At 31.8% G+C, this 16356-nt stretch carries 14 protein-coding genes and 1 riboswitch; all 14 genes read right to left on the bottom strand.

All coding sequences use genetic code 11. The features are described 5' to 3' along the window. The gene (locus G9F71_RS06225) at positions 1–450 is read right to left on the bottom strand and encodes a hypothetical protein (RefSeq protein ID WP_164949923.1); all 450 of its coding nucleotides are present in this window, start codon (positions 448–450) and stop codon (positions 1–3) included. A 316-nt stretch (positions 451–766) separates the two neighbouring features. Then, positions 767–2455: an ABC transporter ATP-binding protein gene (locus tag G9F71_RS06220; RefSeq protein WP_164949924.1), complete on the bottom strand. Its 1689-nt coding sequence runs from the start codon at positions 2453–2455 to the stop codon at positions 767–769. A gap of 558 nt (positions 2456–3013) precedes the next feature. Beyond that, a complete protein-coding gene (locus tag G9F71_RS06215) occupies positions 3014–4546 on the bottom strand; it encodes an MBL fold metallo-hydrolase RNA specificity domain-containing protein (protein WP_164949925.1) in 1533 nt (510 codons plus the stop codon). A gap of 229 nt (positions 4547–4775) precedes the next feature. Further along, positions 4776–7388, bottom strand: coding sequence for an ABC transporter permease (locus G9F71_RS06210; RefSeq protein WP_164949926.1), 2613 nt, complete (start codon positions 7386–7388; stop codon positions 4776–4778). Continuing rightward, positions 7385–8068, bottom strand: coding sequence for an ABC transporter ATP-binding protein (locus G9F71_RS06205; RefSeq protein ID WP_164949927.1), 684 nt, complete (start codon positions 8066–8068; stop codon positions 7385–7387). Before G9F71_RS06205 ends, G9F71_RS06210 begins: the two co-directional genes overlap by 4 nt. 83 nt (positions 8069–8151) lie before the next feature. Continuing rightward, positions 8152–9153, bottom strand: coding sequence for a sensor histidine kinase (locus tag G9F71_RS06200; RefSeq protein WP_164949928.1), 1002 nt, complete (start codon positions 9151–9153; stop codon positions 8152–8154). Between the two features lies 1 nt (position 9154). Continuing rightward, the gene (locus G9F71_RS06195) at positions 9155–9832 is read right to left on the bottom strand and encodes a response regulator transcription factor (protein ID WP_164949929.1); all 678 of its coding nucleotides are present in this window, start codon (positions 9830–9832) and stop codon (positions 9155–9157) included. Positions 9833–9959: 127 nt separating this feature from the next. Beyond that, complete coding sequence (locus tag G9F71_RS06190) at positions 9960–10733, bottom strand: ABC transporter ATP-binding protein (protein ID WP_164949930.1); 774 nt, start codon at positions 10731–10733, stop codon at positions 9960–9962. Next, a complete protein-coding gene (locus G9F71_RS06185) occupies positions 10733–11821 on the bottom strand; it encodes a FecCD family ABC transporter permease (protein ID WP_187353480.1) in 1089 nt (362 codons plus the stop codon). Before G9F71_RS06185 ends, G9F71_RS06190 begins: the two co-directional genes overlap by 1 nt. Positions 11822–11823: 2 nt before the next feature. Further along, positions 11824–12837, bottom strand: a complete 1014-nt coding sequence (locus G9F71_RS06180) for an ABC transporter substrate-binding protein (protein ID WP_202017937.1) — start codon at positions 12835–12837, stop codon at positions 11824–11826. A 76-nt stretch (positions 12838–12913) separates the two neighbouring features. After that, positions 12914–13234 (bottom strand): CGGC domain-containing protein, encoded by a 321-nt coding sequence (locus G9F71_RS06175; RefSeq protein WP_125002104.1) that lies wholly within the window; start codon positions 13232–13234, stop codon positions 12914–12916. 120 nt (positions 13235–13354) lie between these two features. After that, positions 13355–13533: riboswitch (cobalamin riboswitch) on the bottom strand. 157 nt (positions 13534–13690) lie between these two features. After that, positions 13691–14398, bottom strand: coding sequence for an alkaline phosphatase family protein (locus G9F71_RS06170; RefSeq protein WP_164949931.1), 708 nt, complete (start codon positions 14396–14398; stop codon positions 13691–13693). A 283-nt stretch (positions 14399–14681) separates the two neighbouring features. Then, on the bottom strand, positions 14682–15767 hold the full coding sequence (locus G9F71_RS06165) for a sensor histidine kinase (RefSeq protein ID WP_164949932.1): 1086 nt from the start codon (positions 15765–15767) through the stop codon (positions 14682–14684). A gap of 50 nt (positions 15768–15817) precedes the next feature. Then, positions 15818–16303 (bottom strand): ABC transporter ATP-binding protein, encoded by a 486-nt coding sequence (locus G9F71_RS06160; RefSeq protein WP_164949933.1) that lies wholly within the window; start codon positions 16301–16303, stop codon positions 15818–15820. Between the last annotated feature and the right edge of the window lie 53 nt (positions 16304–16356).

Genomic DNA, 16356 nt, shown 5'->3' with positions numbered 1-16356 from the left:
CTATTCTGCCTGTTCAGTTGCTTTTGCGTCATTTATTTTAGCAGCTGCCTCTGTATTGTTAAGTCCGCTAATATCAATACCTAATTTTGTAGCTTCTTCTCCAAGTTTTTCGCTTATTTTTTCTCTAAGTTTTTCGCTTCTTTTTTCTTGCTTAACTGTATCAAATTCTTTTGATACACTTGATGTATCTACTCCAAGCTTAGCGTTGTAATATTCTTCCATTTTTGTTGTTAATCCACTTAATGATAATCCTTCGATATTCAACCCTAATTTTGTTGCCGTTTCTTGAAGCCTCAAACGTCTTTCAGGTGTATTGTCTCGTTCTCTTTCACCTTTAAATTGTTTTACTTCAGTGTCTTTTACAACATTTTCTGATGCAAAAGCAGGTATAATACTTGCCATACTTATTAAACAACCCATTCCAATTGCTAACATTTTCTTTTTAATCATTTTAGTCTACTCCTTCATAAGTAAGTTTTCTTTATCTCTTAAGATTAAAGTATACCTTGTTATCCTAGTGAAAATCTCCGCAAAAGTTAGGCAAAATTGTGGCAATTATGTTATTGTAGACTTTAATTGTCAGAAATTACTAATTTTCAAGAATTTATATATAATAGAATCATAGAAATACTGTATAATGTTAAGATATAAAAGATGGAACCTATTAGAAATGTATTTATTACACCAAAGTACTTTGAATAAATTCAAATAAAATAAAAAAGGCATTAGCAAATATCCAAGCTAATGCCCTAACCAAATTCTTTCTCTACTTTTCCATTGTTGCGTTCCATAAGTTCCCAAAATATTGGTTACTGTCTAAAAGTTCTTTAAATCCACCTTCACCAACAATTTGTCCCTCTTTAAATGCATAGATTTTGTCAACATTTTTTATTGTACCAAGACGATGAGCAATAGTTATAATTGTTTTGTTTTTTAAAAATTGCATGACATTTTCCATTACCAATTCTTCTGTAATATTATCCATAGCTGAAGTAGCTTCATCCAATATAACAATTTTTGCATCTCCAAAGAACACTCTTGCTAATGCCAATCTTTGGCGTTCTCCACCCGAAAGCATAACACCGCTTTCGCCAACTTCTGTATGTAGTCCTTTTGGTAGAGCAGAATAAAATGGTGTAAGTCCAACACGTTCTAATACTTCAATAATTGCCTCATCGGAAATATCCTTATCGAAAACAATATTTTCTCGCAGGGTTCCATCAAAAACAGGAGATTCCTGTGAAGTATAAGAAATATAATTATAAAATTTATTTAAGTTAAGCTCTGACAAATCATTTCTATCAACATAAATACTCCCTGCATCTGGCTTAATTAGACCCATGATTTGCTTAACAATTGTTGATTTTCCTGAACCACTTTCTCCCACGAATGCAACTGAGCTTCCAGCAGGAATATCAAAGGATAGATCCTTAAAGATGTTTTTATCCTCATAAGAAAAACATACATTCCTAAAATGGATATTTCCTTCTATGGAATTTACTATCTTTCCAGAATTTAATCTAACATCATCTGGCATATCCAATAAATCTGTATATCTTCTAAATGCGCTCATATCTAATTTATATTGTACGAACAATACATTAAATATAGCAATGGGTGAATATGCTTTATCAATCAAGATGAGTAACGCAACTAGATCACCTACTGACAATGAATTGTTTTCCCAACTAATATATATAATAATCACTTTTATTAGTATTATAAACAATGCAAAAATAGCAAAGAATGCTTCATGAATCATCTTCATTTTGATTTTTGATTTTACAATTTCTTCAGATGATTTAGTTGTTTTGTATATCTCATGCTCAAATCTTTTATTAGTTCTAAATACAATTAACTCCATAAAGCCACGAACTACATATTTATTAAAAATTTCCTCATTATTTAAAATATGTGCTTTAATTTCATATAAATATTTCAGCAAAATATTGGTTACCACAAAGACAAGTACATAACCAAATGCAATATAAATCATAATATTCTTGTCAATATTGGCAATGAAAATCAAACTGAAAACTATACTTGGAACCAATTCACTAAATAATCTAAAGTAAAAATCAAATAATATACTTTTACCTGCATTAGCTCCATTTTCTATCTTTTGAATTAAATTGCCTGTCCCTAATAATTGATAGTACCTATAGTCTATGGTACTCATTTTTCTCAATGCTTTTAACTTAAAATCCAAGTATATACTTTGGGACAATTCGCAACTTGGATATTCATGGAAATAATTAAGGCAACATATCAATACTAAAACAAACCCATAAATACATACTGTGGTTATAGAAAGGGACTTATCTCCACAATCATCTAATACCTTTTGAAAATAGCTAGCACTAAAAGCATTCAAAAAAGCCACTACTATTCCCAATAATATATAAATGACAACCAATAATTTCTTCTTTTTTAAAATTTCTAAATAATGTTTCATAACTCTACTCCCCCTAATTTTTAATATATTATCAAAAATTAGTACAGTCGAGACTGCCAGCAAATAAGTCTAACCTCAGTACAATCTGCTTACAGATTATTTCAACTGTACTGAGTGATTAATTCGTTTAACTCTCATTCTAAGGTCACGTCCTTCCAATATTTTATATAAAAGTCATAATATATTTCTTAATTTCAGTTTTAATAGTTTCCATTTTTTATCAAAATATGATTTCAATTTAACAATACTATTTACAACTCCATAATATCATACCATTTTGTACCATAAATTACTATTACTCGGAATAAATTTAAACATTTTATATCTTAGTATGGTTAAGTTATCCTTATTCTCCTAATGACATTTAAGAAAGAAAGTCTCCTATCAATAGATTAATTGACATATTTTTTTGTAAAAAATAAAAAAAGATAGGGTTACCCCTACCTTTTTCTATAAAAGGAATAATTACATATTTTTAATTTTATATATTTAAACAATTATGGTACTATAAATTACATTTGCAAAAGTGAAATGAAATATAAAATATTGGAAGAAATTTTATTTAGATTCCTCTTCGTCGTAAATAAACTCTTCTATAATACCAAGCAATTCCCCCTTTTCTAACCTTTCAATATTATTTATTGATTTAATCTGTTTTATCAATCTATCCCTTAGATTTTCATCATTTTTATCAACTTTCTTGTTGATATAGAATTCCTCTCCACTTTCAACTATTCTAGAGTTGTAGCCCTTAGAGTCCAATAACTGTTGAAAGCTCTCTTGTGCTTCTGCATCTCCATGAACAAGCAAAATTTCCTTTGGTTTTTCCATAAAGCTATCTATCCAATTTAATAACCCATTTTTATCAGCATGCCCTGATAATCCCTCTAGGTTATAAATATGAGCTTTAACAGCAATAGGTTCTCCGAATATCTTAACTTCTTTTGCACCCTCTAGTATACTTCGTCCCAATGTACCTACTGCTTGATATCCTACAAAAACAATTGATGATTCTTTTCTCCACAAATTGTGCTTAAGGTGATGTTTTATTCTACCTGCTTCACACATACCACTTGCAGAAATAACTATTACCCCACTTTGAATTTTATTTATCTCTGATGAATCATTTGCAGAAATTGAGAATCTCAAGCCATCAAATCTAAATGGATACTCTCCCTTAGTTACAAGTTTTTTGGCCTCTTCATCATAATCCTCATTATGACTTTCAAATATCCTTGTTGCTTGAATAGCCAAAGGACTATCGATATAAACTTTAATATCCTTCAAATCTTCATTTTCTACATATTTATTTAATTCATATAAAATCTCCTGCGTCCTACCCACTGCAAATGAAGGGATGATAACATTTCCGCCTCTTGCAAAGGTCTCTTTAATTATTTTTAATAACTCCTTTAAATTTTCTTTGATCTCAGGATGGACCCTATTTCCGTAAGTTGTCTCTATTATCAAGTAATCCGCATAATTTATGATGGTTGGATCTTTTATAATTGGCTTATTTATATTGCCCAAATCACCACTATACACTAGTTTTACTTCTTCTTGATATTTTTCCGTCATATACAATTCAATAATAGCAGAACCCAACAGATGCCCCGCATCTCTAAATCTTATCTTTAATCCATCAAAAACCTCTATCATCTCATTATAGGGAAATGCTCTAAAAAGAGAAAGAGACAGCTCAGCCAATTTAGATGTATATAGCGGTTCTATAGGTTTTAAACCCTGACGTGCTCTTTTTCTATTTTTCCACTCAGCCTCAGATTCATGAATGTGCCCACTGTCTGGAAGCATAATGCTGCATAAATCCATTGTTGCTTCAGTGGAGAAAATTTTTCCCTTAAAGCCCATCTTATAAAGTAGCGGTATTCTTCCACTATGATCTATATGAGCGTGTGATAAAATAAGATAATCTATCGCTTCAGGATTAAAATCAAATTTATCATTTTTAAATTCCTTTTCACCTCTGCCCTGATATAAACCACAATCAAGCAAAACAGTCTTTCCATTTATCTGTAAAATATGGCATGAACCTGTAACAGTTTTTGCTGCTCCGTAGAATTGAATTTTCATAATAATCCCCCTCTTGCTGTAAATACTGGCTTTTATACTGTTAATCGTCTAAATATTTGCTTTTTCTTTTCATTGAATAAAAGTGTTTCAGCATTAGACTGTATTTTGTCTGTATTTTTTCAGAAAATTCAGATATTTTTCTCTATTATAACAGATATATGATAATATGCCTAGCTTGCCTTTGATTAATGGTAATAATATTACAAAATGCCAAACCAGGACGTATTTACTATATATTTTCTGTTTTCAATACATCAATAATATTTTCTTTCTTAATCTTTGAAGTTGCATATAGCATCGTTGAACGGACAGTTGCAAATACAGCAATTATAGTCACAATAACACTACCCCATGGAACAGCAAATTCAGCATCGAATGAGTGGCTCAAAACCCTGTAAATCAAATACATCATTCCAAAACTAATGGGAAGTCCGTAGAGCAATCCCTTCATTCCATAAAAGCAACTTTCGTAATTAATCATTTTATTGAAACTCTTTGGTGTCATTCCAACAGATTTAAGCATTGCAAATTCCCGTCTACGTAGGGATATGCTAGTTGCTATGGTATTAAAAATATTGGCTACGCAAATAGCAGTAACAATTGCTATAAATCCGTATAAAAACACCTGGATAAAAATCCACATTTGCCTTCCTTGTTTATTTTGCATTGCAAAATCAATAATATCTACCCTTGCAATTGAGGTCTTATTTTGATATTCCTTGATGCTTTCCACAAGCTTTAAATGATTAGAACTTTTAATAAGCATATCCAAATTGTTACTCTCAGATATTTTTGGAAGCTTCCCTTTTATACTAGCATATACCTGCTCTGATACTATAATCATAGGTTCTTTTATGTTAGTTAACATGGTCTCACCAATAGGCGTCTTATCTGCAATGGCTGCTACTTCTAGCAAAACACTATATTTATTAGACTTATTAACAGGATACGTAAGTTTCAATTTTTCTCCTGGCTTAATATTAAAGCGATTCATACGCAGATATTTATTATTTACTTTCATAGACACATTGTTAATGAGTATGCCAGATGGATTTACAATATCTTTTAAACCAGTAAGATCAGTTCCGGTTTCTTTAGCATATCTTTTAAGTGCTGCCTCATCAATAGATTTTATCTGAAAATGTGTTTCATAGGTTTTAGCCTTTTCTTTTTTATTATTTGGTGAAATAATTGCTTTAATTTCATCTGGAATTAAACTACTTTTAACATCTACTACAATCTCATTCACAGTTTCTTGGATAATACTTTCATCCATATATTTCATTTTTGATATTGCCTTATAAAAATCCTTTTTCTCTTGTGATGTGGCGGAGGATGTTACATACAAATTAATATCATAGGTCGTATTATTAACTGCACTTTCTGCTGATTTTTGAGACAGCAAGGATAGGGATGAAACTGATAAAAACAAGACAATACTAATAACCAGGGAAAATACGGTAGATTTATATCTACGACTATTGCGCTTTAAGTTTTTAAGCCCAAGTTCTGCTTCAAATCCAAATATAAGTCTTGTCAGTTTAGATGTTTTTAGAGTTCTACTGGTGAGCTTTATGTCTCGTGATTGACGAAGTGCATCAACAGGGGATATCTTCGAGGCACGTTTTGCGGGAATGTAAGCTGATATTAAAATAGTAATAATAGAAAGTAATATAGCAACTACTATTGCGCCTGGAGATATTACAAGCTTTAGTTTAAGGCCTGCTCTGAAGCCTTCTATTAGTGGCTGCACAAGCTTAAAGGTTATACCCATTGCTACCGTACCCAAAAATACACCTATAGGGATACCAATAACACCAACAACAAAACCTTCAAAAAATACAGATTTACTTTTTTGCTTTTTTGTTGCGCCTACACTTGCAATCATTCCTAAATGACGGCTACGCTCCGAGATTGAAATTGCAAAGGAATTATATATAAGCGCTACGGAACCTATAATTATAATAGTTATCATTATACCTGCAAGAGCATATAGCGTTAAGAGTACATCATCATTAATAATTCCATAGTACCTTAAAAGCTCACTATTATAGATTTTACTATCACTAGAAACACCTACTCTTTCCGAAAGCTCATTTGCCTCTGTATTTACCTTTTTGCTAACATTTTTCCAAACTACCAACATATTAACAGTATCATTAGGAGTAAGCTGCTTTTTATCAAGATAAGATATCACTGTATAGCCCGGTGACCAGTAGGGTTCAAAATTGGGTCTACTTATAATTCCTGTTACAGTATATTCTTTTTTAGATTTTGTAATGAATTTTTCACCTTTTTTATCTTTGCTTTGCTTTTCAAAGCTGTAATCTTGTCCAAGGGCTACCTTATTTCCATCTTCATAACGCTTTCCAACATCCAATTTAAGAATGTCACCAACCTTATATGCCACTCCAGCATTTTCTGAAATATGAGAAGATATAACTATTTCATTTGAGTTTTTAGGGAAATGGCCCTTAACTAAATTTAAATTAAAGCTTTCCATGCCCTGCTCATCATATTCTTCTATAAAAATATAGGGCTTATTCTTATTTTTAGAGCCTTCAAGCTTTGCATATCCTATATTCCTGCTTAGTGCTACTCTCCCCGTATTTTTATCATTCATCACTACATTAATGTTTTTACTGCTTAAATTATTATACCGTACATGCCAATCCCCTGTATCCTCTATGGTATTTCGCTGCATCATACTAATGAAAGACATCACAGAGGTAGGTATGGCTGTTATCATTGAAACTGATAATATAACACCAATAATAGTAACAATAGTACGTTTTTTATTTAGTTTCATATGACGAAGGGTCAAAGAATTTATAATATTCATCTACGAATCACCTCATCCCTTTCAATATGACCGTCTTCAATTGAAATTATTCGGTCCGCCTGCAAAGCAATGCGTTCATCATGAGTGATTATTATTAAAGTCTGATGGTATTTTTTATTTGACAACTTTAAAAGTTCTATTATTTCCCCACTGTTTTTCCTATCAAGGTTCCCCGTAGGCTCATCTGCAAGTACAAGCGCCGGTTTACTAATAAGTGCTCTTCCTATTGATACACGTTGCTGTTGGCCCCCTGAAAGCTGATTAGGCAAATGGTTTAATCTATCTACAAGGCCCAGTGTGCTTATTATCTCATCTAGTTGCCCTTCTTTTATCTTTTGGCCATCCAGTAATAGCGGCAGGGTAATGTTTTCTTCCACATTCAAAACTGGTATTAAATTATAAAATTGATATATAAGACCGATTTGCCTGCGTCTAAATATAGCAAGCTTTGTTTCGTCAAGAGCATAAATGTCAATATTCTCTACAAAAACCTTGCCAGTAGTTGGGGTGTCCACGCCACCTAATATATGCAAAAGTGTTGATTTGCCTGACCCTGATGGTCCAATAATTGCAACAAATTCCCCTTTATTCACTGAAAACGAAACATTATCTAGAGCCTTTACGGCTGATTCACCCCTGCCGTATATTTTAGACAGATTTTCTACTCTTAATATCTCCATTTCTGCTCACTCCTCTATTAGTTTATAACCTTAGTATATCTCCCTAATATGACTTTGCAGTGACTATTTGTGTGACTATTTTGTCACACAACACTTTTATAAATCTTTATAGTAAACTGTGTTCCTTTACCTTTTTCACTGGTAACTTCAATTATGGCACCTTGTTTTTGCAAAATACTTTTTGTCATGGCAAGCCCAATACCTATACTGTTATTGTCTGCATTTTTGCCCTTATAAAATCTATTAAATATATATGGCAAATCCTCCTTATTGATGCCTCCACCGCTATCAACTATTTTAATCATTGTATATATTGTTGTTTCGCAAAAATCAATAACTATCTTCCCACCACAAGGTGTATGCTCAATACAATTTTTTATGATATTTGAAGTAGCCTCAGATGACCAATTAAAATCACCAATAAATTTAGCATTATCATCACCGCTAATTTCAAGGATTTGCTCTTTGATTTCCATAGGAATTAGCAGATGCTGAGTAGCCCTACTGATAAGCTCTCGCACATTTACATTCTCTTTTTTTAACTCAATTGTACCTGCATCAAGCTTAGATAACTTTAGTAGTGACGCAACAAGCCACTTAAGTCTTTCAAGTTGTGACCGAATATTTTGGGTGAATTCCTGGCGTTTATCCTGGGGTAGGCTTTCATCACATATAAGTTCTGTCATAACAAACATTGAAGTTATTGGAGTTTTAAGTTGATGGGAAATATCAGAAATTGAATCCGCAAGAAAAAGCTTGTCTTTCTTTAATAGCTCAGCCTGTTCATGTAGGCTTACTGTTACTTTATATATTTCACTTTTAAGTATACTAAGCTCGCCCTCATCATTATCTCTAATATCAAGGGAATACTCGCCACTTGTAATTCTCCTTAGATACTCAGATAATTGGTCTAATTGCTTATATCTCCACTTAGTAAAAATGAAAGATATAACAATCACTAAAAGTAAAGCTGAAAGTACTATAATTCCTGCAATTATATTAACGAAAAAGCAGGCAACAGATCCCATTAGTGAAATTGAAACCAAAAGAGTTAAATATATTTTTATTTCTTTGTTTCGTAACATATTAGTCGCCACCCTTATATCCAATTCCACGAATTGTTTTTATGATTGTTGGATTTTTGCTGTCATCCTCAATCTTTTCACGCAAACGTTTAATATATACAGTTAAAGTATTGTCATTTACAAAGTCCCCTGCAAAATCCCATAGCCCTTCTAAAAGCTGATTACGATTAAGAACTTGCCTCTGATTATTTGCAAAGATTAGAAGTAGTCGGTATTCAAGAGATGTTAATATAACTTCCTGCTCTCCTTTATACACTTTTGCCTTCGTTGTGTCTATTTTTATACCACTAAATTCAAACAGTGTTTTTGTGAATTCTGTCTTGTCATATCTACGGAGTACAGATTTAATCCGGGATAGAAATTCTCTTATACGAAATGGCTTTGTTATATAATCATCTGCCCCCATATCAAGACCCATAACTACATTTACCTCATCATCTATTGCCGTTAAAAATATTACTGGCATATCTTCTTTTGCCTTAATTATTTTACAAATATCGTAGCCACTTCCATCTGGAAGGGATAAATCAAGTATTGCAAGATCAAAGCTATTATCACCTATCGTAGTTTTTGCTGACTCCACATTCAAGCAGTGGGTTACAAAATATCCCTCCTGCGTCAGAGAGTAGCAAAGTCCCGATGCAATTATTTTATCATCCTCAACAAATAGTATTTTCATTTTCCAAACTCTCCTTTATCTTAATATTTTAGCAATTACTCACATAATAACATATTATAAAATGTAATACTAAAACAATACAGACCAGCAAATTAATTTGCTGGTCTACATAATGTCTTACATCCTATTATTTTACATGATAGGGTTTATAAATTATATTTAAAAACCCATTTTCTTCATCTTCCATAACTTTAGCATCAACCTCGTACAAAGATTTTATTAATTCTTCCGTTAGAACCTCCTTTGGAGTTCCAAACTTAAGAATTTTACCTGCTTTCATTGCATAAATTTTATCACAATATAAGGCAGCAATATTTAAATCATGAATAGCAGATATAACTGTGACCCCCAGCTCTTTTATAATAGCCATAAACTGAAGTTGATACTTTATATCTAGATGATTTGTAGGTTCATCTAGAATAAGACATTCCGTTTTTTGTGCTAAAGCCCTTGCAAGAATTATTCTTTGCTTTTCTCCACCTGATAGGCTTGAAAAGCTTCGTTTAGAATAATCTGTCATACCTACTTTTTCTAAAGATTCTTTCATGATTTTATAATCCTGTGCATTATCTTTTTCTATAAACTTTTTATGTGGTGCTCTTCCCATTAGAACCATGTCGGAAACAGTAAAATCAAAATTATAATTATTATGTTGAGACACCACAGCCATTTTTTTTGCACTTTCTTTCATAGAAAAACCCTTAATATTTTTATCATCTAAAAATACGGCTCCTGTAGACGGCTGCAAGATTCGGTACACACATTTTAAAAGCGTACTTTTACCACTGCCATTCGGTCCTATAATTCCTACAAATTCTTTTTCCTTTGCATGAATACTTAAGCCTTTCAAAATATGGCTCCCACCTAAATAAGCTTCTACGTCTATTGTCTTTAGCTCCATTAAGCATCCCCTCCAAATCCATAGGATTTACTTACCATAAGATATATAAAACTTGGAGCACCTATCATAGAAATTAATATTCCTATTGGAAGTTCACTTCCTGGTATTATAATTCTAGATAAAACATCTGCCCAAACTAAAAATATAGCTCCTACTAATGCGGATAGTAGAATAATCCTCTTATGATCTGTTCCGAATATCATTCGTACAAGATGAGGGATGATAAGTCCCACAAATCCAATCACCCCTGATGCATATACTATGAATCCAATTACAACGGATGTGATTATGAGATAAACTTGTCTATATTTTTGAAGGTCTGTACCTAAAGTTATAGAAACTTCATCACCAAGTAACATCAAATTAAGAGTTCTATATTGAGTAATAAAAAATAATGTAGCTACTATTACAACGGGAAGAATTATTCTTATATTTTGCCAGTTTGCACCTGCAAGGCTTCCCATAAGCCAATATATTATACTCTGCATACCATCTTTATCATTAGCAAGGTACACAATAAAGCTTGAAAATGCTGAGCAAACACTACTTAATGCCATACCCGAAAGCAAAAGCTTTGTGGAATTAGCTCTTCCATTTACATTTGCAAGGGTTAATACAAGTATTGATATTGCAAATGCTCCTAAAAAAGCACAGATCCCTACATAATTGCTTCCAAAAAAAACACCAACACCAAGCAAAATCGCTAAGGTAGCCCCTAGGGATGCTCCTGAAGAAATTCCTAATATATATGGATCTGCTAAGGGGTTTTTCACAATTGCCTGCATAATGACTCCGGATACTGAAAGACCTATACCTACAGAAACTGCTAAAACAATTCTTGGAAGCCTTATAAACCAAACAATATCATAAGCAGGCCCACTTCCCAAAATCTTCCCATCACCAATATTAAGTAGCTTGTACCCTATGATTTCATATACATCTTTTATAGAAATATGGACAGAACCCATTGTTACAGTTACTAAAATAGAAAAAATCAAGATAATTACAAGCACAACGGAAACACCTATATAAATAGGTGTTCCATTGAGCAAAGCACTTTGTGTATTACTTTTATAAATTCTTTTCATTTTTACTTGTTTCCATATAATTCAGGATATAATCCTTTAGCAATTGTTTTTATACCATCTAAGGTTCTAATACCACTAGCATAAACTTCACCTAGCATTATAGGATGAACCCGTTTTGACTTTATTGCTGAAATGCTTGAAAGTCCGGCATTATTCATAATGCTTTTTAATGCAGCTTCTTTATCAATTTCTTTGCCGTAATAAACAGTGAAAATTACCTCAGGATTAAGCTTTATCAAATCTTCATTTCCTATTTTACCATCTTTATTTGCTACTAAATTTGCTCCAACGCCTTTTGCAATATCGCCACCAATACTATCTTCTCCATAAATCCTATATACGCCGTCTTTTTCCACTTCCAAAATTACTGCTTTAACAGCTTGTTTTCCTTTAACCAAAGCCTTTGTTCTTTCAATTTCCTTTTTCATATTGTTAACTATCTCACTTGCTTTATCTTCTACATTGAAAATTTTACCCATGTTTAAAATATCATCATATTCATTTTGCAAACTATCTGGTTTAACAACACTACTATTTTGCGCCATATATGTATTTACACCTCTTTCATGCCAAAACCCTACATCCCCAAGATTTTTTTCACCAAATAGAGAATACCAGCCCAATATGAAATCAGGTTGCAATCCAATGACCTCTTCTTTTATTAGTTTTTTTTCATAATACTTTACTTTGCTAAAAGCACTTTTATATTCATCTTTAACGTCATGATCTAAGCCGGATGCTGCAATTATTTTATCCTGCAATCCTAATGCCAGTAATGTTTCTATTGAATTCTGATATACTGCAACAACCTTCTCTGGTGATTTTTTAAAAGTAATTTTAACAGGCTTTTTAGCATAATTATATGTTGTAATTGTAACAGGATAATGTGAGGACTGTTTGCTACTATTTTCTACTTTAGTTTCTGCTTTTGCTGCAGTTGCTGCATCTTTATTTCCACATCCAGTTGTTCCAAATACCATAAACCCTGCTAAAATTATACTTATTATCTTTTTCATTTGAATTTTCTCTCCTTTGTGTATCTCTTATATACTATGATACATTTATTAATATTACATCACCGCAGATGATGATTTAATGAGTACCTTCTACTACTTCTATATGATATTTCTCAAATATCTCCTTTATTTCCTTAGTTCTTTGCGTTTCGCATTTAACAATACAAACACCAAGGTGAAGTTTTTTAACCCCTTCCTTCTCTAATTTCCCAGCAATATTCATCAAATTTTCAGCAGAATTATTTGAGCAAGCATCACAGGTGAAAAAGGACATAAGCTCTAATTTTTCATTTCCATACATACTGAAATGTTTCTCTTTATTGTTTAAAGCTTTAAAACATCCCATGGTTGTACATATTCCATTTATTTTTTCACATACTCCAATAGCTATCTTCATTTTTACCTCCTATAAATCAAATTATTTTTCGCAAAAAAATAGCCTTTTAACAATAGTTAAAAAGCTGTAAATTCAAAAAAGTATTTTTCAAACATTTACCACCCCTATCGCTCGTAGAGTTCTCAGTATATTAGAATAGGCAGGTCTTCTGGCTTAAGTATCAACATTCCTGCAACCTTCCCAGTTTCCCAGTGGCATAATGCAAGAACTCCTCTATTACAGCGGCGGGACCGCGTGGGATTAAAACCCACTTCCCTTTTAATTAACAGATATTAAATACCTATTAAACCTATTTTTACATATTCAATTTTACAAAGTTATTCTACCATACTTTAAGTACATTAATCAAGTAATTTTTAGCATTCTATCATAAAATGACCAGTAACCGTGACTGCTAAAATCTATAAAATAACAGTGGTATCTCCATCTCATTTTTACTTGCCCCACCATGGACTCCTATAAATGAAAGTTTACGTAATAGTACTCTTTGTCATTATTTTTTGTTAAATCCACTGATAGCGATTCAAATAAATCTTCATATTCATGATACCCTTTCACTGTTGCATCTTTACACATTATACTCGAATAAGTACTATCATTTATAAAGCATGGCTGATAAACAGTGCTTTTAATTCCATTTTCTAATAAATTTTTAAAAAAACTTTTTTCAGGTAAAAAGCTTTTAGGCTCTATATTTCTATTCTTTAAAGTTTCTATACCCTTTTTTCTTGCTTCTTTAAATAAGAAGGCTGTTATAATATCATCGGCTTCTGGCTCATAATAGAACCACTCATAGAGACCGTGTTCATATACGGGTTCTCCACTTAAAGCCGTGGTTACATGAGCTGTTGTAGTAGACGGAAACTGCGAAGTTAACTTTGAAACAATCCCGCCTTTTTCTATTTCGCGTAGGAAGCTAGAAGACTTCTTGTATTTCTCATAAAAACACCAGCCAAAAGCATCCACAAGAAAGAAAACTATCTTACTGATTGAATCCTTTGAATTTCCTAGAGTATCCTTAGGTAATTTTTTATTTGAAGGAATATCAAATAAGTGTTTTATACTTCCAAAAATATTAGAAAAACAATAACTATCATATAAAGGTATAGTAAACTCCTTATATTTGCTTTTTCCAACCTCTTCAATTGATTTTTTATTTATCATATTCTCACCTCATTAAATGACATACTTTAAAAGTTTTATAAAGATTATCAACTTTTATTATGCTCATTTTTTAACATCTCCTTTTTTTTAAAAAAAATAAAGCCCCAAAAACAAATCTCTAGATTGAGACTCGTCCTTCAGGCTTTTTCCCTAAAAGTGTAGATATCATCCTGTATCGCTCGGACCAGACATTTTTTCAAACCGGAACCCTAGATACACTCTCACATTAAAGTAAATTATAGCATACTTTCTATATTTTACAAGTATATTTTCAAAATATTTTTTATAACCTTATTATTATCTTTGTTCCTTCTGAAACCTTGCTAAATACCTCTATCTCGCCGCTATGAATTTCAATAATTTCTTTGCTTATAGCCATTCCAAGACCAGATCCCTTGTGGCTTTCACCTGTGTTTGTAGCTCTATAATATCTATGAAACAGAGATTTTAAATCTTCCTGCGTAATTCCATTTCCATTATCCTTAATTTCTATTATCACCCCTGATTTTTCACTTATATTTATATCAACTATAGTGTCTTTAGGATTATGAACTAATGCATTAAATAGAAAGTTATTTAATGCTCTTTTTATATATTTTTTATCGCAATTTACATATATTTTCTCTAAATCATAATCAATATTAATATTTCTATCACAATAAAGTGGATTATTCAAAATATCAATTACTGTTTCTCGTACAACCTCAATTATGTTTTCTCTTTCTATCTTAAGTGGAATTACTTTATTTTTGAATTTATATATTAGCGCAAGATCGTTAATTAATTCTTGAATATACTCTGTTTTGTTTATAATGATTTCTCCATATCTTTTAACATCACCATCATCTAACTGATAATCCTCACTTAATAAAAGCTGGGCATATCCATTAACTGATGATAGTGGAGTCTTTAAATCATGTGCAATATTTGCAATCCACGCTTCCTTTGCGTTCTCAAGATTTGTTCGCTCCTTCTGATTTTCTTCTAAATTCACAGCCAATTTATTAATGTTTTTATTTACCTCATTGTAAACCCCTATTCTTTTAACGTTTTTAACATTAAATTTACCCTGTGATAGATTTTTAATATTATCTATAATATCTGCTATAGGAGTTGCTAGCTTTCTGCTAAATAAATAACCAACTAATATAGTTAAAATAAACGTTAAAATTATAAGTGCAATATAAAATATAATACTCTCCTGCGTTAATGAAAGTGGAAGTCTATACATTTTCCCTACTGGAAATCCTACAATTAAACTGTACCTTTGTCCATTCTTATTAAATACCTGCGAATAAATAGTAGAAGGTTTTGGCATTTTCCATCCATTAAGAGTATAGTCTACAAGCTCCCCTGCCAAATACTCCATTGGAATCTCCTTTGGCTTATTGATCTTATAAACCTCTTTATTAGAGCTATCTAAAACTTGAAGCCAAATATTATTATGAGCTTTGGATTTCCCATTAAAGCCTGTGCTATTCCTAATCTCTGCTTCATACCTAATGAAAATTCCTTTACTTTCTTATTTCTAACTTCAGATAAACCCACAAGAGCTAGCACCCTATCAATCTCTGTTTTATTAAGCTTTAAAACCACTCTAGTTATTTCTAAGTTTTCATAAGAGGTTAAATATTCATAATAAGAAGGCGTTTCAACTAAAGCACCAATATCTCTTAAAATTTCCTCCCGCTTACCTTTAATATTTTTCCCAAAAACCATTACTTCACCGGAAGTTGCTTTAATAAGTCCTAATAACATTCTTATAGTAGTAGATTTCCCTGCTCCATTTGGTCCTAAGAATCCATAAATCGTTCCTTCTTTAACTTTTAAATCTATACCATTTACCGCTTTAAAATTCTTAAAGCTTTTTATTAAGTCCTTAGTCTCTACAATATAATTACTCATACTTCCATACCCCCGCTCTAATCTTTCTATCCCTTAAGTTATTATTTAGCTTG

Origin of the sequence: Clostridium sp. FP2 (assembly GCF_011065955.2) — a bacterium.
GTDB classification, from domain to species: Bacteria; Bacillota; Clostridia; order Clostridiales; family Clostridiaceae; genus Clostridium_AD; species Clostridium_AD tagluense.
Note: the sequence above shows the minus strand (reverse complement) of the source record. Positions and strands in the feature narration are given on the sequence as shown.

Coding starts and splice junctions, on each gene's coding strand:
- G9F71_RS06185 (WP_187353480.1), bottom strand. CDS start 11,821: ATGAAAAGAATTTATAAAAGTAATACACAAAGTGCTTTGCTCAATGGA.
- G9F71_RS06180 (WP_202017937.1), bottom strand. CDS start 12,837: ATGAAAAAGATAATAAGTATAATTTTAGCAGGGTTTATGGTATTTGGA.
- G9F71_RS06210 (WP_164949926.1), bottom strand. CDS start 7,388: ATGAATATTATAAATTCTTTGACCCTTCGTCATATGAAACTAAATAAA.
- G9F71_RS06160 (WP_164949933.1), bottom strand. CDS start 16,303: ATGAGTAATTATATTGTAGAGACTAAGGACTTAATAAAAAGCTTTAAG.
- G9F71_RS06205 (WP_164949927.1), bottom strand. CDS start 8,068: ATGGAGATATTAAGAGTAGAAAATCTGTCTAAAATATACGGCAGGGGT.
- G9F71_RS06195 (WP_164949929.1), bottom strand. CDS start 9,832: ATGAAAATACTATTTGTTGAGGATGATAAAATAATTGCATCGGGACTT.
- G9F71_RS06215 (WP_164949925.1), bottom strand. CDS start 4,546: ATGAAAATTCAATTCTACGGAGCAGCAAAAACTGTTACAGGTTCATGC.
- G9F71_RS06170 (WP_164949931.1), bottom strand. CDS start 14,398: ATGATAAATAAAAAATCAATTGAAGAGGTTGGAAAAAGCAAATATAAG.
- G9F71_RS06165 (WP_164949932.1), bottom strand. CDS start 15,767: ATGGAGTATTTGGCAGGGGAGCTTGTAGACTATACTCTTAATGGATGG.
- G9F71_RS06225 (WP_164949923.1), bottom strand. CDS start 450: ATGATTAAAAAGAAAATGTTAGCAATTGGAATGGGTTGTTTAATAAGT.
- G9F71_RS06200 (WP_164949928.1), bottom strand. CDS start 9,153: ATGTTACGAAACAAAGAAATAAAAATATATTTAACTCTTTTGGTTTCA.
- G9F71_RS06220 (WP_164949924.1), bottom strand. CDS start 2,455: ATGAAACATTATTTAGAAATTTTAAAAAAGAAGAAATTATTGGTTGTC.
- G9F71_RS06190 (WP_164949930.1), bottom strand. CDS start 10,733: ATGGAGCTAAAGACAATAGACGTAGAAGCTTATTTAGGTGGGAGCCAT.
- G9F71_RS06175 (WP_125002104.1), bottom strand. CDS start 13,234: ATGAAGATAGCTATTGGAGTATGTGAAAAAATAAATGGAATATGTACA.